This window comes from Larkinella harenae (assembly GCF_054780515.1).
The window spans coordinates 76,492-102,271 of record NZ_BAAGWE010000001.1 but is presented as its reverse complement, the minus strand read 5'-3'; the positions used below and the strand labels follow the sequence as shown (position 1 = coordinate 102,271).

The following is a 25,780-nucleotide window of genomic DNA, read 5'->3' as shown; positions in this document are numbered from 1 at the left end:
CACGAATAAGCTGAGCGACTGGTTATTTTTGCGCTATGATTCGATTTTTCACAGAAGACACCCCGTTCAATCTGCCGCACAAATTACCCACTCGCCAATGGCTCACCGCGCTGGCAAAACGCGAGGGCTTTGGCATCGGCGAGCTGAACTATATTTTTTGCTCCGACGAATACCTGCTGCAAGTCAACCGCGAGTATCTGGCCCACGACTACTATACCGATATCATTACATTCGATAATTCGGAGGAAGAAAACCGGCTGGAAGGCGACATTTTTGTCAGCATCGACCGTGTACGCGACAACGCCCGGCAACTGAATATACCGGAAGAGCAGGAACTACGCCGGGTACTCGCCCACGGTTTGTTACACCTCAGCGGCTACGGCGATAAAACCGACGACGAAGTCCGGCTCATGCGCCAGAAGGAAGAAGAAAGCCTAAGCGCGTGGCATCATCGTTCGCGCAAAGCGTCCGAAGAACCGACCGACCAGTGAACTGATCGGTTTAGTTGCGGCCCGGCTCATGGCTGCAACGTCGTTTACGAACTTAGTAGCCAATGGCTTGATTCAGTACGACAAATTTTCGAATTTGCCGTTCGTACAAAACCGCATTTTATACTGAATTCATTTATGCAATTCACCGAACAAGATCAGCATCAAATTCTGGCGCAAGGCGCTACCCTTGAGCAGGTTGACGAACAGATCCAGCATTTTATCAATACGTTTCCGTTTTTGCCCGTAATCAAAGCCGCCACCGTAGGCGATGGCATCATTCGCGTTGATGAGCAGAAGCTGGATTCCATCGTTGCCCAATACGATCAGCAGGCGCCTTCGCTGTCGTTGCTGAAATTTGTTCCGGCGTCGGGTGCGGCTACGCGGATGTTTAAATCGCTGTTTGCGGCTCTGGAAGGAAAAACCGATAAGTCGGTGGAAGAATTCTTTTCGCGCCTGTCCGATTTTGCATTTTATGACGTCCTGAAAGGCGTTTCGGGCGAAACGGACCGGCATGTTCTGAGCGCCCTGTTGACGGATGAGGGACTGGATTACGGCAACTTGCCCAAAGGATTGCTGCTGTTTCACCGCTACCCCGAAGGCCCCCGGACGCCCGTGGAAGAGCACCTGATCGAGGGGGCGGCTTACGCCAATTCAAATGGCCGCGTCCGGATTCACTTTACGGTTTCGCCCGAACACCGCAGCCGGTTTGAAGAGCTGATCGAGCGCGTTCTGCCCGATTACGAAGCCAAGCTGGGTGTTACGTTTGAAATCACGTTTTCGGAACAAAAGAAATCAACGGATACGATTTCGGTCAATCCGGATAATACCCCGTTCCGCAACGCCGACGGTTCGCTGTTATTCCGGCCGGCGGGTCACGGTGCTCTTATTGAGAATCTCAACGATATCGACGCGGATGTGGTGTTTATCAAAAACATCGACAATGTGGTGCCGGATACGCTGAAAGAACAGACGTTTATTTACAAGAAAGTCGTAGGAGCTATCTTGCTCGACATACAACGGCAGATTTTCCGTTTCCAGGAGTTGCTGGACGACGATATGATCAGCGAAGGGTACCTGACGGAACTCGATGAATTTCTGCGGACTACGCTCTGCATTTTACCCCCCGACGGTTTTGAAACCTGGACGCAGGACGAGAAAGTAGACTATTTCCGGCAGAAACTCGACCGCCCCGTTCGGGCCTGCGGTATGGTGAAAAACGTCGGCGAACCGGGCGGAGGCCCCTTCTGGGCCAAAAATGCGGACGGTTCCGTGTCGTTGCAAATTGTAGAATCAGCCCAGATTGATCTGAACAACGCCGAGCAGAAGCAGATTTTTGATACCGCAACCCACTTCAATCCGGTTGATTTGGTGTGTGCGCTGAAAAACCGGAACGGTGAGAAATATAACCTGCCCGCTTACCGCGATCCGCAAACGGGTTTCATCACGTCAAAATCGAAAGACGGCAAGGAGCTGAAAGCACAGGAGCTGCCCGGTTTGTGGAACGGCGCAATGGCCGACTGGAATACGGTTTTTGTGGAAGTTCCGCTGATTACCTTTAATCCGGTAAAAACCGTGAATGATCTGCTGCGGAAGGAACACCAGCCGGTGTAAATTTTGGATTTACGGTAGTGGGTTTACGGTAGTTGACGAATTCATATTCACATGTCGTTTGCCGTAAACCCAAAACCGTAGACTATTTTTCTCCTGTTTCAACCAGGTTTACGACTACATCCTGGTGCTCCGCTTCCCGGCGGGCAAACGCACCCAGCGTTGTTTTTTCGTAAACAGCCAGATTGGCATCCCGAACACGCTCCATAATGGGCCGGATCGCGCACGCCACTTCATCGTTGCAGTCGTCACAACGGACGTAAAAATTAAGCGAAACACAGGGCGTGGGCGCAATAGGCCCATCAATCACCCGAAGCACTTGCGCCAGATTCACCCGTTCGGGATCAACCCGCAGCAGATACCCCCCCCCCTTTCCTTTCTGACTTTGCAGAATGCCGTGGTTGCGCAGTTCCAATAAGATAGCTTCTAAAAACTTTTTGGGAATATTTTCTTTCGCGGAAATGTACGATATCAATATCGGCCCTTTCCCAAATTCTTCGGTCAGGACCTTTAACGCTTTAATAGCATATTTAGCTTTCTTTGAAATCATTGTGCGATGGCTATAAGTTAGTAGGTGTCGGTTTAGGGATAAATACGCCCTGGCTCTGGCAAAATAAACGTCATCTCCGCTGAATTGGTGCAGATCGTAGTAAAAAATACATAAATGGATGAATCTATTTGCCGGTCTATCAGATCGTAGCGTGAAAACCGACAGGTTAATCCATCCAAGCTGCCGGAGTAACACGGTGTTGGAATAGCAATGAATTCACGAATTATCGCCCGAAGCACCTATCTAAATTTGCTATCCACTAAGCAAGTTAATCATTTCAAAACCGATAGGCAAGTTTTCCAATGGATTTTGCCGGGAGAAACGGCCCTGGTATAAACCACCACCAAAAGAAAAAAGCCGGAGCAAAGCCCCGGCCTTTTCGTGCGACACCAAATATAAAGAATTGAGATTATTTCAAGCTGTAATTCGTGTTTTGCGGATCGAAGTTGGTCCAGGTTTCGGTCCAGTCGGTTGCTCCAAAAGCACCGATGTAGTTGGTAGCTTCCAGGCCAGATGGCAGCGTAACACCGCCCGTCAGCAGCGGAGAACCGGTTTGCAGTACAAAGCCTGGCTTGCCCGTCAGCAGATTGAAGTTGTTGGCCAGTTTCAGGTTGCTTTCAACGGCGTTGAACGTGTTTTTACGCTCAGTCGCTTTCAGCATTACTGTATCACCCGATACCACTGACTTACCATTTACGATCGTCAAACCGCGGTAATCGCTTTTACCACCTTTGAAGTTGTCCTGCGAAGCGGTTCCTTCCAATTCCAGACCACCTTTCGGGAAAGCCCCTACCACCGTTGAGTTATAAATGCTGATGGCTGAATTCCGGCGGATCCGGAAAGCCGAACGGAATTTGCTATTGACCGTACCCGGGCCCATGAATACGCTTACGTTACCAAATTTAGCCGAAGTCTGGGGCAAATCGGTCGAACCCGTACCGTCGTTATCCGACTCAAAACCGTTTGAGTCGGAGCAAGTACACTGGTCGGCAACCGCCGGATCGCGCAGAATCCAGCCGTACTGAACCGTTCCGCTATAGCCGTAATCCGTATCGAAATCGTCGTCCAGCGTCCGGTACGCAATCAGGTGTTTGGCATTTACCGTTCCGCCGAACCACTCGAAGGCATCGTCGCCCGAATACGAAACCTGTACGTAGTCAATCACGGTACCGTTACCAACACCGGCCAGCGTCAGGGCATTGATTTCTTTATCGGTCTGGAAAGCAATTCCGGCAAACTCAATGCGGACATACCGGATGATTCCCGAATTGTCAGCGGCATCGCCCGTAGGCCCACCCGGTACCACGGACACTTCTTCTCCCTCAATTTTGAAGTCCTTCTTGTTGGCCGGAGCCTTACCCATTACCACAACACCACCCCAGTCACCGGCCCGGCGTTGGCCAGCGGCCTGATTGGACGTAAACACGATGGGTTTTTCTTTCGTACCATCAGCCATGATTTTAGCACCCGGCAGAATAAACAACGTCCCTTTTGATGGCTGATCACCCTTGATGACGGTACCCGGTTCAATCGTCAGCGTTACCCCCGGCTGAACGTAAACAAATCCTTTCAGTAGGTACTGGTTTTTGGCAGCCCAAGTTGTATTCTGCGTGATGTTGCCGCTCACTTCCGTTACCTGTCCAGGAACGGGCTCAGGCCCCAGGTCATCATCATCGCCATCATTATTATTACAGGAAACCATAGTGCCCAATGTAACCACGCACATCAGCAGGGCCAGCATCCAGGTTGTTAACTTTTTCATACTGCGTCAAATTGATTGTTTATTGGTTTTTATTGTTTTGGTACTGAATGATTTAGAACCGATACGATATACCCACTGTTGAATACGAGCCCCGCCGAAATTTCTGGTAGACGTCGTCAGTAGCCGTAATTTTCTTGTCCAGGTTCGAATCCTGAATCAGGCGGAATGGCTGGTTGAGCAAGTCCTGAATACCGGCCCGCACTTCGAAGTGCTCCCCAACCCGCTTGGTCACCGTCAGGTCGATGGCGTTCCGCGGCATTTCATAAATAGTGGGTTGCACCGAGCGGTCACCCACGGCGAAGATCCGCCGGCCAATGACGTTGTAGAGCAAATTCACCTGCCAGCCCTGCTTCTCGTCGGTATAGTACAAACCGGCGTTGATCAGGTACGGCGACTGTCCTTGCAGCGAACGGTTGTTTTCCTGGCCAACAAAGGAGTTGATAACGGAGCTTTTGATCAGGGCGGCATTCAGCAAAACCGTCATGTTATCCAGGAAACCGGATCCGCTTACACCCCGCAACGACTTCCGGGCTTCCAGCTCCAGACCCATGCTGTAGGCGTTGTTGGCATTATCGACGGTGTAAGAAACCCCGCTACCCGAGTAGTTGATTTTAGCTTCGATCGGGTTGATAAAGTATTTGTAGAAGGCCGCCAGCGAAATCAGCTGGCCTTCCGATGGGTAAAATTCGTAGCGGGCATCGGCATTATGAATCTTGGCGGTTTTCAGGTTCGGATTCCCAACGCGCGACACGTCGTAGTTAAAGTCATAGTAAGAGAACTGCGCCAGCTCCCGGAATTCGGGCCGGTTGACCGACATGCTGTAGGCCAGCCGAACCAACGATTTATCCGTCAGATTATACGACGCGTTGACGGATGGCAGCGGACTAAACAACGGATTGTCGACATTCACGCGCTGAAAACCGTTGATGACGCTTTGCAGTTGTTGCCGGTTGTATTCTCCCCGAAAACCGACGGTAGCGTTGAAGCGGGGCGACAACGGAATGTAGGCTCCCACGTAACCGGACACCAGGGTGTTCTGCGCTTCGTAACGGTCCTGTGTGTTCGTCCCTTCGTTGTAGTACAGCCCCGTTGACGACAGGTTAGAGGGCTGGAAAAACTGTTCCGGTGATTGCGTCAGCACTTCAGCGCTGACATTATTGGGGTTTACAATTCCAAAATACCGCGCCCGGAATGAACGGTCTTTGTACTCGGTGTAGGCCCCAGCCCGCAGTTTCAGAATGTGTTTGTCATCCGTTTCGGCGGAGGCTGCCTTCTTATATTCGTAATCGACCCGCCCCGTGGTGACATATTCTGTCAGGTTGGAATAAAACCGGGCCGCATTTTGAAAAGTTGGGCTGGGCTGCTGCGGAACGTCAATGCGGAACGGCTGGTTGCTGCCCTCCGGACGGCTGGAGGTAAACCGGCGGTAATCCGGCTCCTGGCGGTTCGTAAAACCGTAGCCACCCGTCCAGCGCAGACGGCTCTGCCCGCTCAGTTCGTGCGTACCACTCAGCTGACCCGTATAAATACTTTTCTGTTCGTAGCGAAACGCGTAGTTGTTTAGTTCGAGGTTGTTATCGTTGTAGCCATCCCGAAGGGTGGTTTCTTTCGTTCCCAACTGGTTGAACAGGTTCCGGAACTCAAATTTCGTCCGTGGGTTCAGAATGAACGCCCAGTTGGTCAGCACACCCAACCGCGTATTTTCCGCCAGAAGCTTATCGTTGTACGCGTATTGAATTTCACTATGACCGGTGGTCGGGTCGGCGGCAAAATAACGGTATTGCTCAACGTTGGAGAATGTGCGCGTATTGGTGTAATTGATGTTGGTGAAGTTGGTCAGTTCCTTGCTACCGATGTAAAACCGGCGGCTGAAGCCCAGTTGTGCCCGCATATCCGGCGACATCATCCGGTTTTGCAGCGTAAAATAGGGCGACAGTGCCTTAAAACGGTTCACTACAGGCTCTGAAGAAGCTCCGAAGGAGTTAATCCGGCGCTGCGACGGAAAGTTGGACGGTAACCGGCGCGTTCCGTCATCGAAACCAAGCCAATCGGTTTTGCCGCCCTGGTACGAATGGTGATTCTGAAACGTGGTTCCGGCGCGATACGATGTGGAGATTCCGGCGTAGAAACTATTGGCATCCGGGATGGTTTTGGTGTAGATTTTGATGATCCCGCCCCCAAAATCGCCCGGCAATTCGGCAGCGCCCGATTTGAAGATCAGCATCCGGTCGATGGCCGAGCTAGGAATCAGGTCGAAGGAAAACGATTTGATATCCACCTCCGTCGAAGGCGTGATAATATCGTTCAGCATCACGGTGTTATACCGTTCGTTCAGGCCCCGCACGATCACAAACCGGTCGTCCTGAATCGAGATTCCCGGTACCCGGCGAATGACCTGCGATGCATCGCGGTCCTGACTGCGGGAGATTTGCTGGGCCGAAATCCCGACGGCGACCTGCTCAATCTGCTTGATTTCGGTGATGACGGCCATTTCGGTGTTGGTGCCCCGTTGGCCTTTCACGATCACTTCCGCCAGTGTTTTGTTGTCTTCTTCCAGTGCCGAGTTGATCAGCGTCGTTTTGCCCGCTTCGACCCGCACATTTTCAACGGTTTTGGTTGCGTACGAAACGTAGCTAATTTGCAGTTGATGAACGCCGGCTGGTACTTTAGCAATTTCAAAATTTCCTTCGATGTCGGTAACGGAGCCAATTACCGGGTTGGAACCGACAACTTGAATGGTAGCGCCAATGATAACATCGTTATTTTTGGCATCTTTAATGGTCCCTTTGATGGACCCACTCTGAGCGAAAGCCGCTAAACTGAAGAGCAGAAGATTAATTCCCGTAAAAAACAGTTTCATGTTGGTGTCGTTATTTAACGACCCAAAAGTAGAGCGGCAATATTACCTCAGTGTTAACCCAAGATTACGAGAGGATTGTGTTTTTCCGAGATCAAGGGTATTCTATTGGCTCTAGCAATAGAAAGCTGTTGTTTCGGTATATACAATTGACGAAAAACCGATTAAAAACATGAAAAGCCCGCTGGATCGCTTATCCAATGTAGCCTTTCGGCCATTTTAAATTTTCAGCTACTCTGGATATTGTAAAATCGGATCAAAAATCCTGTATAATTGAATGTCAAGGTTATTACACACTAAAAAATAAAAACAACAGATAAAATGATGAACACAAATCTTATAAAGAATTCAGGGGCTATTTTGGTCAATAAAAATGCGGAAGATGTGTTTGACTTTTTCGCGAATCCATGCAACGATAACTTATGGCGAACCGAAATAAATAAAAGCCTATTGGACGGACCCTTGCAAGTAGGTGTAACAGTATCTGAATATTCTTACTTATCAAAAAAGGAATCAAACAATTTATTGGAATTGAAATGTGTGCAGTTTGAAAAGAACAAAATTGCGGTTTTTGAAACACCTGATAATCCTAAATTCTATTTAAGAAGTCAACGACTTGTGAAAGCCGTTTCTGACAACACGACAGAACTGATTTATAAACTTGACTTTGATAAAAGCATTGTAAAATTTGCGGTAGGCTTTAGTTTACCTAATTTTATTATTTCTCTGAAAGCGGGCAGCGATATGAAAAAATACTTACGACAACTAAAAAAACAACTTGAAAGCGTTTGACAAAAGTTCAGCCACTAACCTGGATTTACCTTCAGTGAGGACTATGCCGTTTGCGTCAAGCGAACTTACCTGCCTATCTTAAACTTTATACTCCGAAAACCGCCCAAAATCAAAGCCCCAAACCGTTAGTAATAATTGTTACAATCAATTTCGAAAAGAAATGAACCATAAAAACAATCATACAGACCCTATAATCCTGACCGAAGGGCAAGGACGAGTTTATAATTGCGGAACAATAACCGCAATTTTTAAAGCGGACGAAAACGAAACCAACGAGAAATATAGCGTTTCAGAATGGTGGTTAGCGCCAACCTCAGATGGACCAGGAGCACACGCTCACGAAGAAAACGACGAAGTATTTTATGTTCTTGAAGGGACAATGTCATTTCTGGTTGGCGACAGATGGGTCGATGCCGCCAAAGGAACATTTTTAAGAATTCCTGCAAAGACAACCCACGATTTCAAAAACAAAACCGCGCAAAAAGCGGGTGTATTAAACTTCTTTATTCCGGGCGGCTTTGAAAGAAATATGCCTTCTATTGTGAAATGGTTTGATGACAATAAATAGCGAACCATGTGCGACAGAAAGGAATGGACACCGGTCATGAAATCGATGCAACTATTGCAGCAGATTAAGGACTATAAAACCGTTGACATCGAGTTTTAACCTAAGCTCAGTTGTTAACTTATCCAAGCATTGATCGACGTTCTAAGTTGAAATGACAAACGAAGTAGCTTTAAAAGCCATCAAGGTCCTGCATACGGTTATCTGGATTTTCTTCAACGTAGTTATTTTCTACATGCTTTATGCTGTGCTAGCGAATAAATTGGATCGCTGGCTTTGGATGGGTTACGGGTTTGTCTTACTGGAAGGTATAATCTTGCTTATTTTCCGCTGGACGTGCCCGCTGACACTGATCGCTCGGAAGTATTCAAATTCTACGAACGACAATTTTGATATTTATTTACCCAATTGGCTGGCGCGAGATACCAAGTTGATTTACACAACCTTATTTGGTGTTGTTGTTCTGATTACGCTTTTCCGGCTTTTCCAATAAACTCCGAAAACCTTTGCCATGAGAACAACGCTGGTTCTTTGCGTCCTGCTATTCATCACAGTCCAGGGCTTTTGTCAACCAAAATCCGTTGCGTCCAGAGCAACCCCCAAACCATTTGTATTAGGCGTTATTGACGAAATCACGTCGAATGTACTGGCCGAAAAACGGGTTTTGAACATCTATTTACCCGAAGGCTACAACCGTAGCGACACGACCCGTTACCCCGTCATTTATCTATTGGACGGTTCGGCGGATGAGGACTTTATTCATGTGGTGGGACTGGTGCAGTTCAACACCTTTTCGTGGATCAACCGCGTTCCGAAATCCATCGTTGTCGGTATTGCCAACACCAACCGCCAGCGGGATTTCACGTATCCGACGACCATTGAAGACGATAAAAAGCGGTTTCCGGCCACCGGACAATCCGACCCATTCATTCGTTTTATCGAAACCGAGCTGCAACCGTTTATCGAAAACACCTACAGGACAACTGCGTCCAGAACCCTGATCGGGCAGTCGCTCGGCGGCCTTTTGGCCACCCAAATCCTCTTCCAGAAGCCCGCGTTGTTTACCAGCTACATCATCATTAGTCCAAGCCTCTGGTGGGACAACGGTTCTTTGCTCAAACAGATGCCCGCTATTTTGCAGGCCAACTTCCCGCAAAAAACCGCTGTTTACATAGGCGTTGGCAAAGAAGGGCTCACGCCGGGAAGCACACCACACGTTATGGAAGTGGATGCCAACCTATTGGCCGACAAACTCAAAAGCGCTCAGCACAAAAACCTGACCGTTCATTTTGATTATCTGCCGCAGGAAGACCACGCCACGATCACCCATCAGGCGATTTTCAATGCGTTTCGGTTGTTGTATCCTGCATCGGCGAAGTAAACCGTTCCTTATTCCACCACGCCCGTAGCCAGCTTGTTGTCTCCGCTGTTCGCATCGTACCAAAAACCGTTCACGAACACGTACCGCAACTGATTACCCCGGCGCAGCACAAAGGTCGGAATCCGGCCGGTTTGCACGGGCCGCACCGCCGTGGTGTTGGGTTGCAGGAGGTGAACGGGTGACAGGTGTGTGGTTGCCCGCGAAAAAGTAGCCAGTCGAAAGGTTGTAAAGCCCTGTTGCACCAGCGAGTCCAGGTTGTATTTCTTCAGATCCGCCAGCGACCGCAATGTTTCCGGATGGATTTTGCCGGGGGCTAGTGTCAGTCCTGTCGCATCGATTTCTTCAATACCGAAAAAGGTAGACAAATCCCCGAAGTCGTCGATGACACTGCGAAAACCGTACGTGGCTGCGTTACCGACGTTTACTTCGTAGCGGTTGATGCCCAGATCAACTGTTACCGGTTTGCCTCCGCGCATAATTTGCGCGTTGCGAATCAATACGTCGAACAAATACCGCTCGTTTTCCGGAATGGTGTTGTACTCCGAACGGGATTCGGCCTTATACGCATCCGTTGTGATGGCTTGCAGACCCGAGAGAATAGCGATATAATTCAGTTTTCGAATAAACTGCTTTTCAGGATCGTTCGGATACCCGCCCGATTCAATCAGAATCAGCGTCGTACCCCACTTCTGGATGTTATCGCCAAACGCCCGGGGTTCAAACTCATCCGAAAATCGACCAACACCGTCGGGAATAAACTGCTGAAGTACGCGATTCATACCCACAATCAATTGCATCGACCGCTCGCGGACGGGATTGATATTGCGGGCCTCGTCGTAGGCCGTTGCCAGAAACGAAATCGTGGCTTGTTTGGCGGTTGGCCCGGCGCTGTAGCGCGTGCTCTGGTCGTGAAGATTAAAGCCAAAATCCGGTTTGAGCGATTGTTGTAATCCTTTCAGGATAACCGACTCCGGCGATTGCAGCCGCAGTGCATCGCGGTTGAGGTCAATATCCAGCGCATTCCGGCGTTGATACCGCTCGGCGCCGTCGGGGTTTAGCATTGGCACAAAATACAGTGTCGTTTCGGTCAGCAACTGCTTTTTGAAATCCTCAAACGGGCCGTCGGTCCGGATCAGATTGAAAATGTCGAAAATCGCCATCGTAGCCGATGGTTCGTCGCCGTGCATCTGCGACCATAGCAGCACTTTTCGCGGCCCATTGCCCACTTTGATCATCTGGATCGGACGTTTTTCGACTGACTCCCCCACCTTGGTCACCTCAAAACGGGGATCGGTTTTCAGCTTCTCGATCAAAGGCAGAATATCCACCTGCTTAAAACGACGATGGGTCAGGGCACTTTCACGGTAGGTGTCGTAGGCATCAAAAAGTTGTCGGGAGAAAGACAAATCCTGGCTGTAGGCGGAGTTCATTAGCAAGAAGTTAAACGCAAAGAGTAAAAAGGCCGTTGATAATTTCAACATATCGGTTCGCGGTTTATCCGGAAAACGTCTTCGTTCCGGTTTGAAAATCAGGGCCGCCCCAGGTACAAACCCGCCAGCGACGCTAGTAAGCAAAACACCACATTCAACACAACATTAGACACTGCGGCCAGCCAACGTCCGGTTTGCATCAAAAATAAGGTATCGGTACTAAAAGTAGAAAACGTGCTGAAACCGCCACAAAAACCGACACCGATTAGAAGCCGGTAGGTTTCGCGCCCAGAGGCCCGCGCCGTTAGCCAGCCCACCAGAAAACCCAGAATCAGACTCGCTACTACGTTGACGATCAGGGTTCCGGCGGGATACGCGGTTTTGAACAACGGCTGGACATACCGGCCGACACCGTATCGCGCTACACTGCCCAGACCGCCCCCCACAAAAACCAGCCAAAACGGATTCGTCATCATTTCTGCTCAATCAAGGCCTAAAAATAGCCGGTTTTTGGCGAAAAAGTCTATTATTGTAGCATGACACCCACTGAAACAAACCGTTCCTCCCAACTACTGCGTCTTTTAGGCGTAGGTTTTGGCGTTGCCGTCACCATCGGCGGTACGATCGGCACCGGCATTCTCCGCCGACCCGGAACCATTGCGCAGGAATTAGGTCAACCATCGCTGGCGTTGCTGGTTTGGGCGCTGGTGGGTATCTACGCGCTGGTGGGCTCTTTGCAGGTAATTGAACTGGGCACGATGCTGCCAAAAGCCGGGGGTTGGTATGTCTTCGCACGCCGGGCCTTCGGCGACTACTTCGGTTTTTTGATCGGCATCAGCAGCTGGCTCGGGAGTATATCGGCCATGGCCTTCGGGGCCGCTGTCATGGGCGAATACATTGCACTTTTGGTTCCGGACTGGTCGGCGTATATTCAGGTCATCGCCATCGGCATTTTAGTAGCCTTTACGGTTTTTCACTGGTTTGGGGTTCGACTGGCGAGTCGAGCGCAGGAAGTCATGAGCTTTATCAAAGCCGTTGGTTTACTGGCTTTTGTGGGAGTCTGTTTTTTCTATACGCCGGACGAACCGCTGCGCTTCTCGGCTACCAATAGCCTCCCCATCGAAAGCTCGTTGTTTATCGGTATTCTGGCGGCTTTGCAATCGGTTTTTTATACCTACGATGGGTGGCACACGGCAGCCTATTTTACGGAAGAAGATACCAATCCAAGCAAAAATCTACCCCGCTCGATGACGATTGGGGTTTTGCTGATCGTCGGTATTTACCTGCTGGTCAATCTGGCACTCTTTTATGTGTTACCCATTGAGCAGCTGGCGCAATCCAAACTTCCAGCCGCCGATGCCATTCAGGTCCTGTTCGGTCCGGCGAGTGCCAAAGTGGTGACGCTGCTGCTGATGATCTCAATCATGGGTATCATCAACGCCCAGATTATGTTCAACCCACGGGTGTTGTTTGCCATCAGCCGCGACGGTTTGTTTGCGCGCTACTTCACCCGCGTCAATTCCGGCGGAACGCCCGGCCCGGCCATGTTTCTGACCGCCGGAATGTCCATTCTGATGATTCTGACCGGCACCTACAGCAAATTATCTGATATTGCTTCCTTCTTTTTTGTGCTCTGCTACGCAGCGGCTTTTGCCTCCCTGATTCGCCTGCGTCATATTGCTCCGGAGCTGCCACGTCCATTTCTGGCCTGGGGATATCCGCTAACGACCTGGCTCATGATGATTATATCACTGGCATTTCTGATGGGGGTTATTTACAGCGACCCGTACAGCAGTGCTTACGCCGTTGGGTTTATACTGCTGAGCTATCCGCTCTTTCTGGGCGTAAAATGGTTAAACCGCCTTAATTAGCAGATCGAATGCTTCAGACTATCAAAACCCTATTCACCAGAGATCTGAACCGGCTCCGTCGCGAGATCGAGTTGTACCGGGACGAAACAAAGCTCTGGGTAACAGACGGACAAATTGCCAATCCGGCCGGGAATTTATGCCTTCATCTGGTCGGCAATCTCAACACGTATATTGGAGCGGTTTTGGGGAACTCGGGTTACGTCCGGCACCGCGACCGCGAGTTTTCGCTCCGCAATGTGCCCCGAAGCGAGTTACTGCAGCAAATAGATGATACGCTCGACGTCGTTTTACGCTCGTTGGACCGCGTTAGCGAAGCGCAGCTTCGGGCCGATTATCCTCTGCTGGTATTTGACGAAAAAACCACAACGGAATTTTTGCTCGTTCATTTAACCACCCATTTGACCTACCACCTGGGGCAGATTAATTACCACCGTCGCTTGCTGGATTCGGAGGCCTTACCACTTATCTGATTACCAGGCCATTGATCCCTTTCCGTTTTCTTTGTATAGCTCTTTTGTGCACTTTGGACGTTTTCGACCCAAACAACATATACTTATGAAAACCGCTACGATCTGGCTACTTTGTGCATTCCTCAGCCTGACGGCTTTTGCCCCGGCCTTCGTCGACCGAACGTCGTTCAGCGTAAAAGATTCGGACTCTTTTTACGAAGTCTCGGCAAGGTACGATCCGGACAAAACCGGGAAGGTGCAGTCGTGTTTAGACGATCATTTACGGCAACGGGGCTCGATGTCTTTCCGAAATACCGAACTGGACGCTACCATGTCGCTGGACGACAAGACGATCTTTTACATTCAATCTTCGCCCGGTAAACTGTTCCTCAAGCTCGACAAACGTAAGAATTCGGATAAAGCCTACGCAAAATTCAAAAAGCTGGGTAAAGAATTAGGTGACATACTCACCAAGTCATGAGCCTTCCACCCCTAAAACGAGAAAACCGGGTTAAAAAGACCCGGTTTTCTCGTTTTAGGGGTGGGGCTATTTCTTCGGTTCGTCGTAACTCAACCCGTACTGTTTGAGCACATCGTCCGGAACACCGTTCCACTGGTTGGGCGTATTACCCACGTAGCCCAGATCTTCAATCCCCATTTTACTGGTGTAAAAGCCGCCCAGCACCAAGTTTCTCATCATTGTAAAAAACGCAACGCCCTGCGTCATGTCGGGCGACACCTTTTTGCCAGGATAGGCGATTTGTTCAACCATGTCGATTTGCTGATCTCTGGCGCACTTCGCAAACGGGTTTCCGTACCGGCTAACGCATTTTCGGTCGAGCCACCGCAACCCTCCACGCATTGGCGTTTGATTCCGGGGTTGGTCGCGCATCATGAACTCGATAAAAGCCGGCACACCTGCTTGCGACGCGCTCCCCGATTTGGCATCGGTCGGGACGATGATATCACTCAATAGCGTAACAGTTTGTAATTCGGCGGGGGTAAAAAACCGTTCGGTAGACGTGAGCAGTTTGGTATCCCGCTCCGCTTCGAATGGCTGACGCCCCGGCAGCAGCTTAACCGCCGGTTTGGGTTTAGGCTGGAGCGGTTCCGGTACAGCAGCCTCCACCGGATTCACGGCCAACCCCAGCGACGTGAGTGATATGGCTTTTAAGGTATCTCTGCGTTTCATTTTGGCTTTAGGGTTTATAGGTTTGATAGTCGACCATCTCTTCCATGAACTTGGTTCCGCTATAAGTTGTAGTCCCCAGATACTTCATAAAGCCAACGATCATTTTCGTCACACTGTCGGCAGCGTTATAAAGTTCTTTAAATTGATCGGGTGTAATATGGCCTCATCTGCTGCTCGATATAATTGTGACTTTACTTCCGATATTGAGCCAAGTGAGAAACCTAAGAATTGCTTAAACTCAGCACGGCTCCCTCGACCAAACCCTTCAGCAATAGTATCCATCACGGAACCGCTGGCGCGATTAATCTGATTGATTGGTTCATAGTCTTTGGAAAACGAACCGTTTTGCGTCAGTTGATAAATCGCGTCCGCTAGCAATCTTGCTTTCTGCCAAACTGATAAATCTTCAAATCGCTGAACCGTTGCCATAACTTTAAATTATAAATCCTAAATACTCAAATATTCTTCTTCTTCACCTCATCAATCAAATACTCCGACGTGCGCATGGAAGCGGCCAGGATGGTCCAGGTTACGTTTTTATCGCCTTGCGAAACGAATGGAGCGGCATCAACCACAAACAGATTTTTGACGTCGTGAGCCTGCTGAAACTTGTTCAGCGCGGACTTGGCAGGGTCGTTGCCCATCCGAACCGTACCCACCTCGTGAATAATTCGGCCCGGCGCGGCCAAGCCGTAATTCTGCTCCTTGCCGGGTTTGCTGCCCATCGCAATACCGCCCATCGCATGAATGATTTCCTCGAATGTATCCTGCATGTGCTTGGCCTGTTTGATTTCGGCATCCGACCATTTATAGTGAAACCGCAACGTCGGAATCCCGTATTTATCGACAGTATTCGGATCGATTTCGCAGTAATTGCTTTCCAGCGGCACCGGCTCCCCCCGGCCCGACATGCTGATGTAAGCGCCGTAAAACCGTCGAACGTCATCTTTCAGACCCGCGCCGTAGCCACCGGCTAGTTTGAGTTTGCCATCGCGGCCGGGAATCTGGCCGTTCAGGTTTTCAATGCCGCCCCCAAAACCATAACCAGGCATGCCCATGCCTCCGCCGTATTCGATGTGGTAGCCGCGCGGAAAATCCAGCTTACTATTATCGAGCCACCAGGGCGTAAAAACGTGCATTCCGCCCACGCCATCTTCGTTGTAGCGCTTCCGGTCCATCAGCGCCGGCACAAATCCTGACCGCGACGCGCCCGTCGAATCATTCAGATATTTACCAATGATGCCGCTCGAATTGGCTAAGCCATTCGGGAATCGTGCCGATTTGGAGTTCAACAGCAACCGCGCCGATTCGCAGGTGCTGGCTCCTAGAATGACAGTTTTGGCCCGTACCGAGATTTCCTGCATACTAACGGTATCGACGTACGAAACCCCCGTGGCCAGACCGGTTTTTGCGTCGGTGAGCACTTCCCGCACCATCGCGTTATTGATCAGGGTCAGGTTACCGGTTTTCATCGCCGGAATACACAGCACCGATGATGACGAAAAATCGGCGTAGGCTGAACATCCCCGGTTACACTGACGGCAGTAAAAACACTGCCCGCGTTCGTTGTTGATCGGTTTTGTCAGAATCGACAGGCGCGACGGAATCACCGGAATACCAATGCTGGTGGCCGCTTTTTTGATCATCAACTCGTGCAGCCGTGGTTTCGGCGGGGGCAGGAAGTGACCATCGGGTTCGTTGTGCATGTTTTCGACAGACCCAAAAACTCCAATCAGTTTATCCACACGGTCGTAAAACGGTTTTAGGTCGTCGTAAGTGATCGGCCAGTCATCGCCAATCCCCGTGAGCGACCGACGCCGGAAGTCATCGGGACCAAACCGCATCGAAATTCGGCCCCAGTGATTGGTTCGTCCGCCGAGCATTCGGGACCGAAACCAGTGGAAGTCGGCGCCGGGTTTCGATGAATACGGTTCACCATCGATTTCCCAGCCGCCCCAGGCCGCATCAAAATCACCGCCCCCTCGCGTTGTGTTGGCTCCGCGCCGAGGTGATTCATACGGCCATTTAAGTTGCGTCATGTATTTGGGGTCGGCGGGGTCGAAATACCCGCCCGCTTCGAGCAGCAAAACCTTGGCACCGGCTTTCGTAAGCAGATAAGCCGCCATACCGCCCCCCGCACCTGATCCGACAACAACAGCGTCGTAGACCGTGGGGGCCTTTTTCAGTTGAAAGAGATTCATTTCTGGAGGTTTAGGAAGCAACAAACTACAAAAAATTACCACTAAATCCAGAAATTATACCTCAAAAAAACCAACGGGCCGTATCGAACATCGATACGGCCCGTTGGTTTGACTTTTGACTCTATACACACAACGAAGCAGGCAGCCAGTGGAGATCACACACGTTCTCTACTGCTCACTAATGGAATCGCGGGTATTGACTGTACGGCCAGAAACAGCGCTTATAATCTGTGTATCAAACATTTTAAAATCCCACATGGCGATGGATTCGTGCGGAATCTTCAGTTTGGCGAGTTCGTTGACCAACTCGGTATACGCGCGTTGGTTCAGGCTTTTCAGGCTTTGCAGGTCTGCTGGTTTCAACAACGCCAGCATCTCATTCAGCGTCAGACGCCCCACTTCTGCCAGGTTGCAGACTTTCCGGCGCCGAACTACGGAATAAAAAGCCATTCGGGTTTGAATGCGTAACGGTATTTGGTCCAGCGTTATGGCTGGAATTTCGCTGAGAATCTGTTTTCGTCGCTGTATTTCGTTTTCTAAAAACGACTGTAATCTGATCAGCTCGCCCCCAGAGACTTTCACAATTTTCTGGCGTAGCTGCTCAAGATTTAATTCCTCCTGCATGTGCGTCTTTCAAGTACGGTGATTCAAGTATGGGAGCAAAAGTAGTGCCTTGCCAAACGGTTTTCAACGCAAAAACCTTCATTTTTTTGAGTAAACGCAGTTTTTAATCAACTGTTTTTAATACCGCTGATGAATCTCCGTCAGGAAGGCCGCTGTCCGGTTGCGCATATCCGCTACGGACCCGGAAAAATTATTATTCATCATACTGAACAACAGCAGCTTTCCTTTTTTGGTAATCAAATAACCGCTCAAGTTATATACGCTGGTCATCGAACCGGATTTGGCGTATACAAACGGTCGGTCGGTTTTGTACACCCGCTGAATAGTTCCCGACGAGCCGCCGACCGCCAGCAAGTTGAAAAGCCGCTCCTGGGGAACGGTTTTGTAAATTTTTTGCAACAGCACAATGATTGAACGTGGGGTAAACAGATTGTACCGCGATAAACCGGAACCGTCTACCCAGTTGGGTTTGTCCGGCAAATCCGCCAGGTGTTTTTGCAGTACGGTTTGAATACCGACGGAGCTATTAAGGGTATCCTGCCCCGACGAACACAACAGCATGAGCTGCTCGGCCAGGGTGTTATCACTCACCTGCAACATGCGCTTATACAGCGAGTCGGCGGGTTGGCTGTAGAGCGTTTTTGCCGACCGATCGAACCGGATGTCGGCTACCGAAACCGGGCGGTGGAGCGTATCGGCCAGCAAATGAGCGGCCAGTTCCGGCGACCAATGAAAAGGGACATCTTGCCGGAACGGGCGCACCACGTCGGGCCGGTCGAACCGGTTACTGGTTTCTGCCCGCAACACACTCCGGGAGAACTTCCGTAACGAAACGCTCGTCACGCTATCCTGAAAAAACCGCGGTTCTACGACCAACCGCGCCACGCGGTCGGGCGATGTAAAGCGAACGAAGTTACCGTATATGGGCAACGGTGCCAGTTCAGTCGAATAATCATCGTTGTAATCATCCCAGGCCCAACCAGGGCCAAAGCGCGGCCCGCTGTAATTGGCCGTCGAAAAAACCAGCCTTTCGGGCCGGTTACGCAGAAACCGCAAAACCGTTGTGTCCGGTAAATTCCGATTCAGCAGGGATGGGTCACCGGTTCCCCAGAAGATCAACGAATCCGCCCGCGCCACGTAGCACAGTGCCGGAATGGAATCGCCCAGGGTCACCAAACCTGCGTAAAAGCTAAACAGCTTGGTGTTGGATGCAGGCGTAAAGTATTGATCGGCATTGTGCTGAACCACCATTTTTTGCTGCGCCCAATCGTAGAGGGCAAAGCCGGTGAAGTGGTCGGTAAGCTGGGGATTCTGGCGAAGCTGGCGCTGGATCGGGCGATAGGTCGCACAACTGGTTACAAGCAGGGAAAAGCAGAGCAGGTATACGGCGAATCTCATACCCCAAAATACGCTTTTTTACGCGTATAAAAACAGAAAACCGTCCGGATCTGAAATCTTCCGGACGGTTTTCAATGTTTGGCTTATGCTCGTTTTAGCTGCAAAGCGACCGAGTTCAGGCAGTAACGCATACCCGTTGGCGGTGGGCCGTCGTTGAAGACGTGGCCCAAATGAGCATCACAAACTGCACACAACACTTCAACCCGCGTCATGCCGTAGCTGTAATCGTTTTCGAGCTGGATCAACTCCGGGTCGATGGGTTCGGTAAAACTGGGCCAGCCCGTGCCCGAATCAAATTTCTGTTTGGATTCGAACAGGTCAGTGCCGCAACACACACATTGATAAACACCCGGGTCGTGGCTTTCGCAGTATTCGCCCGTAAACGCCCGTTCGGTTCCTTTCTGGCGCGTCACGCGGTATTGTTCCGGCGTCAGTTGCTGCCGCCACTCCTCGTCGGTCTTTATGACTTTTGTAATCATGGTTTTCGGATTGATTGTGTGAACTATATGTCTGTTAATCCATTCGGCGGTAACCCGAAAGTTTGCTTACTACCATAAACTATTTTCGGATTGATTTATCTTTACGGACGGTATGACCATCCACCAAATTCTGAAACAATTCTGGGGTTACGAGTCGTTCCGCCCTTTGCAGGAGGATATCATTCACTCCGTGCTCGATCGGCAGGATACGCTTGTTTTGCTGCCAACCGGCGGAGGCAAATCGCTGTGTTTCCAGCTTCCAGCCCTGGCGCTGGGCGGAGTATGCATTGTTGTTACGCCCCTGATTGCCCTCATGAAAGATCAGGTTGAGCAACTACGCCGACGCGGCATTTCGGCCGTGGCTATCTATTCGGGTATGCACTGGCGCGAAATCGACCGGGCGCTGGACAACTGCATTTACGGCAACGTTCGTTTCCTTTACGTATCGCCCGAACGGCTCAAAACAGAAATATTGATTGAACGGGTCAAGCAAATGAACGTGGGTTTGCTGGCCGTTGACGAAGCGCATTGCATCTCGGCCTGGGGCTATGATTTTCGGCCACCTTACCTTCAAATCGCTGAATTTAGGCAACTTCTGCCCAGCGTGCCGGTGGTGGCCCTAACCGCATCAGCTACCCCCGAAGTGCAGCGCGACATTGTGGACAAGCTGGAAATGCGACAACCGCACGTATTCCGGCAAACTTTCGCCCGCAAGAATTTATCGTATTCCGCGTTTTACGAAGAGAACAAAGAAACCCGCTTGCTGAAAGTACTGCAGGGTGTACCGGGTTCGGCCATTGTGTACGTGCGTAGCCGGCGGCAAACGCAGGAAATTGCCGAATGGTTGCACCACCAGGGCATCCGTGCTGATTTTTACCACGCTGGCTTAACGGCCAAGCAACGATCGGATAAGCAGGATGCCTGGCTTCACAACCGCATTCGAATCATCGTGGCCACCAATGCCTTTGGCATGGGAATCGACAAGCCCGATGTTCGGACGGTTGTTCACCTCGACGTTCCCGATAGCCTGGAAGCGTACTACCAGGAAGCCGGACGGGCGGGGCGCGACGAAAAGAAAGCATATGCGGTTTTGCTGTATAATCATAAAGACTTGAGCGATATCGAACAACGGATAATCCAGCAATATCCGCCCATTGAAATGCTCAAGCGGGTTTATCAGGCCTTAGCAAACCACGCTAATATTGCCGTCGGCGGAGGGGAGTTTACCGACATCGATTTCGATTTAACGGCTTTTTGTCAGGCTTTCCAACTGCCGGTCACAGAAACGCATTATGCCCTGAAGCAACTGCAACTGGAAGGCTTTATTGAATTAAGTGAAACGTATTTTAGTCCGTCAAAGGTTGTGATGGCGGTGGATAACCGGGCGCTCTACGAGTTCCAAGTTATGAATCCGCATTATGATCTTTTTCTCAAACTGTTGCTGCGGATGTACGGGGGGGAGTTGTTTTCCAATTTCGTCAGTATTTCCGAAAGTGCGATGGCTAAAGCTGCCCGGATGCCGGAGGATGAGATTTTTTCGTTGCTGGAACAATTGGCGCAGCGTTCAATTCTGGTTTACGAAAAGCAGAAAGACAAGCCACAGCTAACGTTTCTGACGCCCCGCCTTGACGCCCGAAACCTGCCCATCAACGTGATGGCCCTGGAAGAAAGCAAACAACGCAATCTGGCGAAAGTACGCGCCGTGGTTGAGTATGTTCAAAACCCGATTCAGTGCCGGACCCGGATGTTGCAGGCTTACTTTGGCGAAGAAACGGGGGCAGCCTGTGGTATTTGCGATCATTGCCTGAGCCGCCAGCAGCCACCGGCTGATGCCGATCTGGTTCAGCAACAGATTATTCAGCAGCTTGATGCGGCCAACGGAGCAGGATTATCACCCCGTCAGCTGGCCGACCAGCTGAAGGTAAGCACCCAACGCCTTTCTGATATCATTCGATATATGCTAGCCAACGAGCAGCTCCGGATCGATGTCTCCGGCAACTTGCATACAGTACCACAATGAATCAACGATTAGTAGTTATGAAGAAATCCGTTTCGCGTCTGCTGCTCGCCGGCCTGGCCTTATCCGGTTCAACCACGGTTTGGGCGCAATACCAGCCAGGTCTAGTGAGTAGTAATTACGGCGGCATTCACCGGATGCTCCAAAATCCGTCCTCCATTGCCGGCTCCCGGTACAAATTTCAGTTTGTTGCCGTTACGGGTACTTCTTCCGTCAACTCGCTGTATACCAAGTACATTTCACGAGGGTTGTTTCAAACCGTTCGGCTGCCCTACAGTCAACAGCTTAGCATGCCTCTCCGAACCATCGGTTCGATTACGGATGCCCCCCGAACCACGTCGTATTCCGAAATTCTCGGACCTTCGTTTCTGATCAATGTCGACGGCAATCAGACCATTGCGTTGCACACCCGGATGAAAAGCTACTTCTATGGTTCGGCCCTGCCCGAAAACCTGACCGAAGCCTACCGAAACCGGCTTTTCTACCGAAATTTGCAGCCTTCTTCGGGGAGCTTTGATTTTGATCTGGCCCACAATAGCTATGGTGAAATCGGCCTGACGTACGGTTTGCAGGTATTTGACGGCAAATGGCACCGGCTTAAAGTCGGCGCAACGATTCGCCGTATTGTGGGAGCGCAGCTAAGTTACCTCAATGCCCGTGGCAACTACGCTATTCTGCAAAACAACGGCGATGCTGACAAAACGCTGGATATTACCAATCTGAATTATGAGCTGGGCCAGACTACAGCCCGCAAAGATTTCGGCCTGGGTTCGGTGCTGTCCAGTGCGTACGGCAGCGGGTGGGGTTACGACTTTGGGGCTACCTATGAAATTGGTAAGCGAACGACAGGACGGGGTTATAATGCAGATACGCCCATGAAAGATCCTCGGCCCGCTTACTGGTTGCGACTATCGGCAGCTTTGATGAACGGTGGTAGTATCCGCTATCCGGCGGGCCAAACCGTTACTGGTCGGGGGCGAATCACCTTTCAGGGGCAACCAGAACTCGAGAAGTTTGGCAACGCTCCCACGGATTTTCTGACGGCCGAGTCTGACAACAATCCGCAGCCCTACAAACCAGATCGAATCGCTTTGCCCCGAATGGCGCATCTGGAAGCCGATATGCGCCTGGCCCGGTCGTTCTACGTCAACGGATTAGTAATGAAAAACCTGACAGCCAGCGAACGGGCTCAAATGCCGGATATGTTCATTGTTACGCCCCGGTTCGAGGATGAAGACGTAGAATTTGGCCTGCCTATTTCCGTTTTAGGACCCAACAGCCGGGTTGCGGTCGGTATGTCCACCCGACTGGGACCAATCACGCTGGGTATCAGCGACATGGGACGCATTTTCAGCAAGAAAGGAGATAACCGTAGCTCCATCGTCTGGCTCGGTTTTTCCGTCTGGAAGTGGCGGAAATAAAAGTTAAGCATGAAGAATCGTTTACTGATTGCATCAGCCAACTCTTCATGCTTAGCTCTTAACTCTATTTATTGGCTTTGACGACGATGGTGAATTCCCGCGATTTCAGGGAAGCGCCACCGATCAGACCGCCATCGACATCCGGCTGAGCGAAGAGTTCGGCCGCGTTCTTTTCGTTGGCGCTGCCACCGTACAGAATCGACGTGTTGTCCGCTACTTCCGGACCGTATTTTTCAGCAATGTGCTGCCGGAGAATTTCGTGCATTTCCTGCGCCTGCTCCGATGTAGCCGTCAAGCCCGTGCCAATCGCCCAGATGGGTTCGTAAGCGATAACAATATTGGCAAACTCTTCCGGCGAAAGGTGAAACAGGCTTTCGGTTAGCTGGGTACGAACAAAATCCAGGTGAATTTCACCCTGGCGCTGCTCCAGTGACTCACCGCAGCAAAAAATCGGCGTCAACCCGTTGGCCAGCGCACTATTTACTTTTTCAGCCAGTTGCTCGTTCGTTTCACCGAAATACTGACGCCGTTCGCTATGGCCCAGAATGACGTACGAAATACCGATTGATTTCAGCATGGGCGCCGAAATCTCGCCCGTATACGCGCCCGAGGCTTTTTCATGGCAGTTTTGCGCTCCTAAGGCAATGCGCGTTTGCCCTTCCAGATACGGTTTGAGCGTTGTTAGATACAGGGCGGGCGGACACAGTACAACCTGCACATCGCTCGTCACCTCATCCTTGATCATATTCGTCACTTCCGACACTAACGAGACAGCCTCATCGAGCGTCTTGTTCATTTTCCAGTTTCCGGCAACAATCTTTTTACGCATTGGCAACCTATTTATGTTTAAATCCTGATTACGAACTGGATACAATTACTTTAAAAGTAGAAACCCTCGGTGACGGTTTCTGTTCACCCGCTCGCGGGGCGAAATTAGCGGTTTTTCAACAGCATTTTCCATGCATCCCAAAAGTATCCGGATAGTTTACTAACGTTTTACAAAAAATTGTGTTATTAGGGAAAATAGTTGTACCTTTCTCACGTATTTCAAGATGCACGCACCATGAAGCTGTTTGTTCTATTCTTCGGAATGCTGCTCTGCTGGCAAGGGGTCCTGGCAGGCAACGACGAGCAGAATAATGCGGATAAATACGGATATTTCCTTAGTAATAGCCGCAAACAAGCCCGAATTCCATTCCAACTTCACTCCAATCTGATCATCGTTCCGGTCCAAATCAACAATTCGGACACCCTGCACTTTATTTTAGATACTGGTGTTAGCTCTATCATTATCACCGACCCGGCGGCTGTCCGGCGGCAACCGTTGCGTTTTACCCGAAAAGTAAAACTAACCGGAGCGGGAGAGGGCGGGCAGTTGATGGCCTCCGTTGCGATTGATAACCAGCTGAAAATGGGACAAATGCAAGCTACCCATCAGAACATGGTTGTGCTGGATGACGACATCCTGCGCCTGTCGGAATACGTCGGTGTGCCGATCCACGGTATTTTTGGCTACGAAATTTTCAACAATTTCGTTGTCACGATTGACTTTCAGCGCCGGGAACTGGTGATCAATAACCCGAAAAATTACCGCTACCGCCGATCACATGGCTCGCGTTATCCGATTGCTATTCAGGACACCAAACCGTATACAGACGTTATGGCGCTTCTGGAAGGCGGCAAAACGCTGCCTATTCGGGTGGTTATTGATACCGGTGCGGGCCACGCGCTGCTGATCAACCGCAGCAACGGCGACGACGTCCGGCTACCGGACAAACTGATCCGGGCACAATTGGGCCGGGGCCTGAGCGGGGTTATTAACGGCAATCTTGGCCGAATTGAGAAAATTCGGTTAGGGAACTTCGAGATGGCTAACGTAGTAGCTTCCTTTCCGGATAGTACGTCATTTGGACTAAAGATCGCCGAACATGCCGAGCGCAACGGAAATATCGGTTGTGAAATTCTCCGCCGGTTCCGCGTAACGTTCAATTACCAGGATAAATACATGGTATTGAAGCCCGTCAAACGAATTATGAAGCAGTCGTTCGAACACGACATGAGCGGCTTGGAATTGAAGGCGCGGGGGGATAATTTCCGAAATTATTACATTGAGAAAGTAATTGAAAACTCTCCCGCGGGCCGCTCCGGTTTACAAGATGGTGACGAAATCCTGTATATCAACAACACCCCCGCTGGCGAACTGAATGTGAGCGATATCTACAAAATTCTACAAAAAGGAGAAGGCAAGGAGATCAATATTCTCGTCCGGCGGAACGGCTCCATTGTGTATGCGCAGTTTGCACTGAAGCGAATGATTTGATTATATGCATAGAAAAGCGGAATGGAGCCAAAGAAAGCTTTCTTTTGGCTCCATTCCGCCTTTTGCTTAGCTGATGACCGAAATCATCGAACGCTAGGAAAAACGTGCTGGCTTATACCGTCAGCGTTCCTTTTTGGTGAGCGTCTTTCAAGACCGCTTCCAATCCTTTTTTGTTGATCGTCCGCATGGCCGACGTAGCAACCTTCAGGGTAACCCATGCTCCCTGCGATTCCAGGAAGAAACGTTTTTTCTGCAAGTTTGGAAAAAACTTACGCTTTGTTCTATTGTTAGCGTGTGATACGTTATTACCAACCCGCGTCCGTTTTCCTGTAATTTGACAAACTCGTGCCATAACAATGCCTTTTTCTGAAT

At 50.4% G+C, this 25,780-nt stretch carries 25 protein-coding genes; 12 read left to right on the top strand and 13 right to left on the bottom strand.

Features of this window, described 5'->3' with window-relative positions; translation table 11 throughout:
- Window positions 1–35: 35 nt before the first annotated feature.
- Both ybeY and ACYVH9_RS00410 read left to right on the top strand, forming a co-directional pair.
- Window positions 36–491 (top strand): rRNA maturation RNase YbeY, encoded by a 456-nt coding sequence (gene ybeY / locus ACYVH9_RS00415; RefSeq protein ID WP_460634311.1) that lies wholly within the window; start codon window positions 36–38, stop codon window positions 489–491.
- Between the two features lie 135 nt (window positions 492–626).
- Entirely contained in the window at window positions 627–2,102 is a 1,476-nt protein-coding gene (locus tag ACYVH9_RS00410; RefSeq protein WP_460634310.1) for a DUF4301 family protein, read from the top strand.
- An 82-nt stretch (window positions 2,103–2,184) separates the two neighbouring features.
- Here the strand turns inward: ACYVH9_RS00410 and ACYVH9_RS00405 are convergent, their stop codons facing one another.
- The 3 genes from ACYVH9_RS00405 to ACYVH9_RS00395 form a co-directional block, all read right to left on the bottom strand.
- On the bottom strand, window positions 2,185–2,649 hold the full coding sequence (locus ACYVH9_RS00405; RefSeq protein WP_460634309.1) for an RrF2 family transcriptional regulator: 465 nt from the start codon (window positions 2,647–2,649) through the stop codon (window positions 2,185–2,187).
- A gap of 409 nt (window positions 2,650–3,058) precedes the next feature.
- Window positions 3,059–4,411, bottom strand: coding sequence for a T9SS C-terminal target domain-containing protein (locus tag ACYVH9_RS00400; RefSeq protein ID WP_460634308.1), 1,353 nt, complete (start codon window positions 4,409–4,411; stop codon window positions 3,059–3,061).
- Window positions 4,412–4,463: 52 nt separating this feature from the next.
- On the bottom strand, window positions 4,464–7,271 hold the full coding sequence (locus tag ACYVH9_RS00395; RefSeq protein WP_460634307.1) for a TonB-dependent receptor: 2,808 nt from the start codon (window positions 7,269–7,271) through the stop codon (window positions 4,464–4,466).
- A gap of 321 nt (window positions 7,272–7,592) precedes the next feature.
- Here ACYVH9_RS00395 and ACYVH9_RS00390 point away from each other — a divergent pair, with 321 nt between their 5' ends.
- The 4 genes from ACYVH9_RS00390 (at window position 7,593) to ACYVH9_RS00375 (ending at window position 10,006) form a co-directional block, all read left to right on the top strand.
- Window positions 7,593–8,060: an SRPBCC family protein gene (locus ACYVH9_RS00390; protein WP_460634306.1), complete on the top strand. Its 468-nt coding sequence runs from the start codon at window positions 7,593–7,595 to the stop codon at window positions 8,058–8,060.
- A 160-nt stretch (window positions 8,061–8,220) separates the two neighbouring features.
- Window positions 8,221–8,628 (top strand): cupin domain-containing protein, encoded by a 408-nt coding sequence (locus tag ACYVH9_RS00385; protein ID WP_460634305.1) that lies wholly within the window; start codon window positions 8,221–8,223, stop codon window positions 8,626–8,628.
- A 151-nt stretch (window positions 8,629–8,779) separates the two neighbouring features.
- Window positions 8,780–9,118 (top strand): hypothetical protein, encoded by a 339-nt coding sequence (locus ACYVH9_RS00380; protein WP_460634304.1) that lies wholly within the window; start codon window positions 8,780–8,782, stop codon window positions 9,116–9,118.
- An 18-nt stretch (window positions 9,119–9,136) separates the two neighbouring features.
- Complete coding sequence (locus ACYVH9_RS00375) at window positions 9,137–10,006, top strand: alpha/beta hydrolase (protein WP_460634303.1); 870 nt, start codon at window positions 9,137–9,139, stop codon at window positions 10,004–10,006.
- A gap of 8 nt (window positions 10,007–10,014) precedes the next feature.
- On the opposite strand, the gene ACYVH9_RS00370 is transcribed toward ACYVH9_RS00375, so the two are convergent.
- Together ACYVH9_RS00370 and crcB are read right to left on the bottom strand one after the other, a co-directional pair.
- Window positions 10,015–11,436, bottom strand: coding sequence for a M14 family metallopeptidase (locus ACYVH9_RS00370; RefSeq protein WP_460634302.1), 1,422 nt, complete (start codon window positions 11,434–11,436; stop codon window positions 10,015–10,017).
- A gap of 98 nt (window positions 11,437–11,534) precedes the next feature.
- Complete coding sequence (gene crcB, locus ACYVH9_RS00365; protein ID WP_460634301.1) at window positions 11,535–11,909, bottom strand: fluoride efflux transporter CrcB; 375 nt, start codon at window positions 11,907–11,909, stop codon at window positions 11,535–11,537.
- Between the two features lie 63 nt (window positions 11,910–11,972).
- Between crcB and ACYVH9_RS00360 the strand changes: the two genes are divergently transcribed.
- From ACYVH9_RS00360 to ACYVH9_RS00350, 3 genes are all read left to right on the top strand, one after another.
- Window positions 11,973–13,307 carry an APC family permease gene (locus ACYVH9_RS00360; protein WP_460634300.1) on the top strand — a complete coding sequence of 445 codons (1,335 nt, stop codon included), beginning with the start codon at window positions 11,973–11,975 and terminating at the stop codon, window positions 13,305–13,307.
- Between the two features lie 8 nt (window positions 13,308–13,315).
- Entirely contained in the window at window positions 13,316–13,777 is a 462-nt protein-coding gene (locus ACYVH9_RS00355; RefSeq protein WP_460634299.1) for a DUF1572 family protein, read from the top strand.
- An 85-nt stretch (window positions 13,778–13,862) separates the two neighbouring features.
- A complete protein-coding gene (locus ACYVH9_RS00350; RefSeq protein WP_460634298.1) occupies window positions 13,863–14,237 on the top strand; it encodes a hypothetical protein in 375 nt (124 codons plus the stop codon).
- Window positions 14,238–14,303: 66 nt separating this feature from the next.
- Here the strand turns inward: ACYVH9_RS00350 and ACYVH9_RS00345 are convergent, their stop codons facing one another.
- The 6 genes from ACYVH9_RS00345 to msrB all read right to left on the bottom strand — a co-directional run bounded on the left by ACYVH9_RS00345 (window position 14,304) and on the right by msrB (window position 19,650).
- Complete coding sequence (locus tag ACYVH9_RS00345; RefSeq protein ID WP_460634297.1) at window positions 14,304–14,948, bottom strand: gluconate 2-dehydrogenase subunit 3 family protein; 645 nt, start codon at window positions 14,946–14,948, stop codon at window positions 14,304–14,306.
- Between the two features lie 108 nt (window positions 14,949–15,056).
- A complete protein-coding gene (locus ACYVH9_RS00340; protein WP_460634296.1) occupies window positions 15,057–15,377 on the bottom strand; it encodes a four helix bundle protein in 321 nt (106 codons plus the stop codon).
- A gap of 26 nt (window positions 15,378–15,403) precedes the next feature.
- A complete protein-coding gene (locus ACYVH9_RS00335; protein WP_460634295.1) occupies window positions 15,404–17,149 on the bottom strand; it encodes a GMC oxidoreductase in 1,746 nt (581 codons plus the stop codon).
- 168 nt (window positions 17,150–17,317) lie between these two features.
- A complete protein-coding gene (locus ACYVH9_RS00330; protein WP_460634294.1) occupies window positions 17,318–17,773 on the bottom strand; it encodes a hypothetical protein in 456 nt (151 codons plus the stop codon).
- A gap of 117 nt (window positions 17,774–17,890) precedes the next feature.
- Complete coding sequence (locus tag ACYVH9_RS00325; RefSeq protein ID WP_460634293.1) at window positions 17,891–19,171, bottom strand: D-alanyl-D-alanine carboxypeptidase/D-alanyl-D-alanine-endopeptidase; 1,281 nt, start codon at window positions 19,169–19,171, stop codon at window positions 17,891–17,893.
- A gap of 83 nt (window positions 19,172–19,254) precedes the next feature.
- On the bottom strand, window positions 19,255–19,650 hold the full coding sequence (msrB, locus tag ACYVH9_RS00320) for a peptide-methionine (R)-S-oxide reductase MsrB (protein WP_460634292.1): 396 nt from the start codon (window positions 19,648–19,650) through the stop codon (window positions 19,255–19,257).
- A gap of 112 nt (window positions 19,651–19,762) precedes the next feature.
- On the opposite strand from msrB, the gene ACYVH9_RS00315 reads away from it, so the two are divergent.
- Both ACYVH9_RS00315 and ACYVH9_RS00310 read left to right on the top strand, forming a co-directional pair.
- Window positions 19,763–21,670, top strand: a complete 1,908-nt coding sequence (locus tag ACYVH9_RS00315) for a RecQ family ATP-dependent DNA helicase (RefSeq protein ID WP_460634291.1) — start codon at window positions 19,763–19,765, stop codon at window positions 21,668–21,670.
- 17 nt (window positions 21,671–21,687) lie between these two features.
- The gene (locus ACYVH9_RS00310) at window positions 21,688–23,088 is read left to right on the top strand and encodes a DUF5723 family protein (protein WP_460634290.1); all 1,401 of its coding nucleotides are present in this window, start codon (window positions 21,688–21,690) and stop codon (window positions 23,086–23,088) included.
- 64 nt (window positions 23,089–23,152) lie between these two features.
- Here the strand turns inward: ACYVH9_RS00310 and tpiA are convergent, their stop codons facing one another.
- On the bottom strand, window positions 23,153–23,917 hold the full coding sequence (gene tpiA, locus ACYVH9_RS00305; protein WP_460634289.1) for a triose-phosphate isomerase: 765 nt from the start codon (window positions 23,915–23,917) through the stop codon (window positions 23,153–23,155).
- Between the two features lie 234 nt (window positions 23,918–24,151).
- On the opposite strand from tpiA, the gene ACYVH9_RS00300 reads away from it, so the two are divergent.
- Entirely contained in the window at window positions 24,152–25,408 is a 1,257-nt protein-coding gene (locus tag ACYVH9_RS00300; protein WP_460634288.1) for an aspartyl protease family protein, read from the top strand.
- A gap of 112 nt (window positions 25,409–25,520) precedes the next feature.
- Here ACYVH9_RS00300 and rpmB read toward each other — a convergent pair whose 3' ends face one another.
- Window positions 25,521–25,760 carry a 50S ribosomal protein L28 gene (gene rpmB / locus ACYVH9_RS00295; protein ID WP_460634287.1) on the bottom strand — a complete coding sequence of 80 codons (240 nt, stop codon included), beginning with the start codon at window positions 25,758–25,760 and terminating at the stop codon, window positions 25,521–25,523.
- Between the last annotated feature and the right edge of the window lie 20 nt (window positions 25,761–25,780).

Excerpts from the sequence above, each read along its gene's own strand:
- ybeY (WP_460634311.1), top strand. The coding sequence starts at position 36 with ATGATTCGATTTTTCACAGAAGACACCCCGTTCAATCTGCCGCACAAA.
- ACYVH9_RS00410 (WP_460634310.1), top strand. The coding sequence starts at position 627 with ATGCAATTCACCGAACAAGATCAGCATCAAATTCTGGCGCAAGGCGCT.
- ACYVH9_RS00405 (WP_460634309.1), bottom strand. The coding sequence starts at position 2,649 with ATGATTTCAAAGAAAGCTAAATATGCTATTAAAGCGTTAAAGGTCCTG.
- ACYVH9_RS00400 (WP_460634308.1), bottom strand. The coding sequence starts at position 4,411 with ATGAAAAAGTTAACAACCTGGATGCTGGCCCTGCTGATGTGCGTGGTT.
- ACYVH9_RS00395 (WP_460634307.1), bottom strand. The coding sequence starts at position 7,271 with ATGAAACTGTTTTTTACGGGAATTAATCTTCTGCTCTTCAGTTTAGCG.
- ACYVH9_RS00390 (WP_460634306.1), top strand. The coding sequence starts at position 7,593 with ATGAACACAAATCTTATAAAGAATTCAGGGGCTATTTTGGTCAATAAA.
- ACYVH9_RS00385 (WP_460634305.1), top strand. The coding sequence starts at position 8,221 with ATGAACCATAAAAACAATCATACAGACCCTATAATCCTGACCGAAGGG.
- ACYVH9_RS00380 (WP_460634304.1), top strand. The coding sequence starts at position 8,780 with ATGACAAACGAAGTAGCTTTAAAAGCCATCAAGGTCCTGCATACGGTT.
- ACYVH9_RS00375 (WP_460634303.1), top strand. The coding sequence starts at position 9,137 with ATGAGAACAACGCTGGTTCTTTGCGTCCTGCTATTCATCACAGTCCAG.
- ACYVH9_RS00370 (WP_460634302.1), bottom strand. The coding sequence starts at position 11,436 with ATGAACTCCGCCTACAGCCAGGATTTGTCTTTCTCCCGACAACTTTTT.
- crcB (WP_460634301.1), bottom strand. The coding sequence starts at position 11,909 with ATGACGAATCCGTTTTGGCTGGTTTTTGTGGGGGGCGGTCTGGGCAGT.
- ACYVH9_RS00360 (WP_460634300.1), top strand. The coding sequence starts at position 11,973 with ATGACACCCACTGAAACAAACCGTTCCTCCCAACTACTGCGTCTTTTA.
- ACYVH9_RS00355 (WP_460634299.1), top strand. The coding sequence starts at position 13,316 with ATGCTTCAGACTATCAAAACCCTATTCACCAGAGATCTGAACCGGCTC.
- ACYVH9_RS00350 (WP_460634298.1), top strand. The coding sequence starts at position 13,863 with ATGAAAACCGCTACGATCTGGCTACTTTGTGCATTCCTCAGCCTGACG.
- ACYVH9_RS00345 (WP_460634297.1), bottom strand. The coding sequence starts at position 14,948 with ATGAAACGCAGAGATACCTTAAAAGCCATATCACTCACGTCGCTGGGG.
- ACYVH9_RS00340 (WP_460634296.1), bottom strand. The coding sequence starts at position 15,377 with ATGGCAACGGTTCAGCGATTTGAAGATTTATCAGTTTGGCAGAAAGCA.
- ACYVH9_RS00335 (WP_460634295.1), bottom strand. The coding sequence starts at position 17,149 with ATGAATCTCTTTCAACTGAAAAAGGCCCCCACGGTCTACGACGCTGTT.
- ACYVH9_RS00330 (WP_460634294.1), bottom strand. The coding sequence starts at position 17,773 with ATGCAGGAGGAATTAAATCTTGAGCAGCTACGCCAGAAAATTGTGAAA.
- ACYVH9_RS00325 (WP_460634293.1), bottom strand. The coding sequence starts at position 19,171 with ATGAGATTCGCCGTATACCTGCTCTGCTTTTCCCTGCTTGTAACCAGT.
- msrB (WP_460634292.1), bottom strand. The coding sequence starts at position 19,650 with ATGATTACAAAAGTCATAAAGACCGACGAGGAGTGGCGGCAGCAACTG.
- ACYVH9_RS00315 (WP_460634291.1), top strand. The coding sequence starts at position 19,763 with ATGACCATCCACCAAATTCTGAAACAATTCTGGGGTTACGAGTCGTTC.
- ACYVH9_RS00310 (WP_460634290.1), top strand. The coding sequence starts at position 21,688 with ATGAAGAAATCCGTTTCGCGTCTGCTGCTCGCCGGCCTGGCCTTATCC.
- tpiA (WP_460634289.1), bottom strand. The coding sequence starts at position 23,917 with ATGCGTAAAAAGATTGTTGCCGGAAACTGGAAAATGAACAAGACGCTC.
- ACYVH9_RS00300 (WP_460634288.1), top strand. The coding sequence starts at position 24,152 with ATGAAGCTGTTTGTTCTATTCTTCGGAATGCTGCTCTGCTGGCAAGGG.
- rpmB (WP_460634287.1), bottom strand. The coding sequence starts at position 25,760 with ATGGCACGAGTTTGTCAAATTACAGGAAAACGGACGCGGGTTGGTAAT.